2 protein-coding genes are annotated in these 2,195 nt (G+C 66.8%); both read left to right on the top strand.

All coding sequences use genetic code 11. From position 1 onward, the window contains the following. Positions 1-800 (top strand): type VII secretion protein EccE (locus tag VFH65_RS07025; protein ID WP_353320436.1); only part of this gene is annotated, 800 nt, incomplete at its 5' end. 49 nt (positions 801-849) lie between these two features. Beyond that, positions 850-2,195 (top strand): PPE domain-containing protein (locus VFH65_RS07020; RefSeq protein ID WP_353320435.1); only part of this gene is annotated, 1,346 nt, incomplete at its 3' end.

The following is a 2,195-nucleotide window of genomic DNA, read 5'->3' as shown; positions in this document are numbered from 1 at the left end:
CCGCGCTGCGCCGGGAATCCGGCCTAGCGGGGTTGGCACGGTATCTCGTGGCGTCGACAACGCGGATCGCAGACCACCTGGCCAGCAACGGGATTGACGCGCGGTGCGCACGCAGCTTCGACGATTTCGATCGGGCCACCGAAATCAGCTTCGAACGCGAAATGTGGTCGGCCATCAAGGGTCGCAGTACCTTCACCGCCGCGTACAGCGCGCCGGGAGGCCCGGATGTGTGGTGGTCGGCGCGTGCGGATCACACGATCACCCGGGTGCGGATTCGCCCCGGCACCGCACCGACGACGACGGTGCTGCTGACGACGTTGGCGAATCCGACCACACCACGCGGGTTTTCGTGCTTGTTCGGCGGGCAGCGCGCAGCGTTGCAAGGCGAAAGTCCGGTGACTGACCGGCATTACGAATTGCCGATCGGGTCGGCGGGTGTGTTGGTGGGCGAGACCGCGGACCGGTATCCGGTGTACATGCCGTTCGACGACGTCGACGTGAGCATCAACCTGGGCGATGCGCGGCTGTTCACACAGTTCGTGGTGCGCTCAGCCGCGTCGGGTGCAGTGGTCACGCTGGGCCCGCAGTTCCGCGAATTCGCTGGGTTCATCAACGGCCGCATCGGGCAGGTGGCCAAGGTGTCGTGGCCGAACTCCACGACTTATCTAGGCCCGCATCCGGGTATCGGTCGGGTGGTGCTGCGGCACAACTTTATCGACACACCGCGCCACCGTCAGCTCCCAATTCGGCTGATCAACCCGCGTGAGGAAAGCCGCTACCAGATGGCTCTGGAACAATGATTGGTAGTTTGCTGGGCACGGGGCCGCAGCCCCGTCACGAGGAGGCAGCATGACGTCGGGGGAGCTTCGGGTCGAACCCGCCGACTTGACGGCGAAAGCGGGTGCGCTCACCACGGAAACCAGTGACGCTTCCGCCGAACCTGCGGCGCCATGCAAGTTTGCGTTTGTCATGTCCGCCGCGAATCGGGTCGTCGCCGGCGCCGAGACACTGAAAAACTATGTGGCATCGGGGAACGCGGAGGCTGACCGATTGGCCGCCGTTCTCAACGCCGCGGCGAGTGCCTACCAGACGGTCGATGACCGTGCGCGCTATGCGCTGTCCCAAGACCCGCCGCAGCCGATTCCAAACGATCCTGTGCCGATAACCCCGATGCTGCCGCCCGTCGTCCCCCCGATCGAAAAGCGAGCGGTGATGGCGGAGATTCCCGGAGGTGATACGGGCGACGGTTACATGGATGCGAAGACCGCGGCGCAGATCATTCACTCGGGCGATCCCGGCCCGATGCGAACGTATGCGGGTGACGCTCGCAAGTTCGCGAATTCCCTGCGCGAGCAATCGAATGCGTTCTCCCTCGAGGGCGTCAGTTGGGAGGGAACCGCTGCCGAGGCAGCTGGCGAGGCTTTGCGCCAGCACCAGGAGTGGTTGATCAAGATGGCCGAGCAGTACGACCATCTCGCCGCACAGGCTGAGGACCTCGCGGACGCGCAGGAGAAATGGGCGGATCAACATCCGACCGTCGAGGAGATCGAACAGGTCGAGAAGGAGATGCAGGCGGCGATCCAGAACCAGGACCGCGTTGCATTGCGTGTGGCACAAGATAAGTACGCAGCGCTGTTCGCCAAGTCTGAGGAAGTGCGCGTCAGCTACAGCGCTGACGTGACCGGCAAGGGGCTGCTGGGTGTCCCGAAGCCGCCCAGCGGTGCCGCAAAGGTTGAACCTGTTACCGGCAACGGGGATCCGCGTAAGACTGATCAGCCCCCGTCGGAAGGCGGTGGCCCGCAGCAGCCCGGTGGTGGCGGAGGCGAAGCCGCGGGACAAGCCCCTCCACCCGCAGCTGAACCTTCGCCGACGACGTCGCCGGCCTCGGCGCAGGGCGAAGGAAAGCCGTCCGGCGGTGCGCCGTCTGGTGGTGGCGCGCCATCTGGCGGCGAGAAGTCCGGGGGCGGTGCGCCGGAAGGATCGCCGGGCGGGCAGCCGGGTGGGGGACCGCCTAAGGGTGAGCCGAGGCTCCCGACGGATCCCAGCCTCAGGCCGGCCGCGGCCGGCGGCGGATCGGGTGGCGGTGGAGGTGGCGGCGTTCCGGCAGCACCGTTGTCGCCTGCGGTGACGGCGGAGACGGTTGCGCCGGCGCCGGCAGTGGGCGCGGCGCCGGGTCCATCGGCAGGGACGGCTGT

The organism is Mycobacterium sp., assembly GCF_035697385.1.
GTDB lineage: Bacteria > Actinomycetota > Actinomycetes > Mycobacteriales > Mycobacteriaceae > Mycobacterium.
The sequence above is the reverse complement of the archived record's forward strand: the minus strand, read 5'-3'. Positions and strand labels throughout refer to the sequence as shown.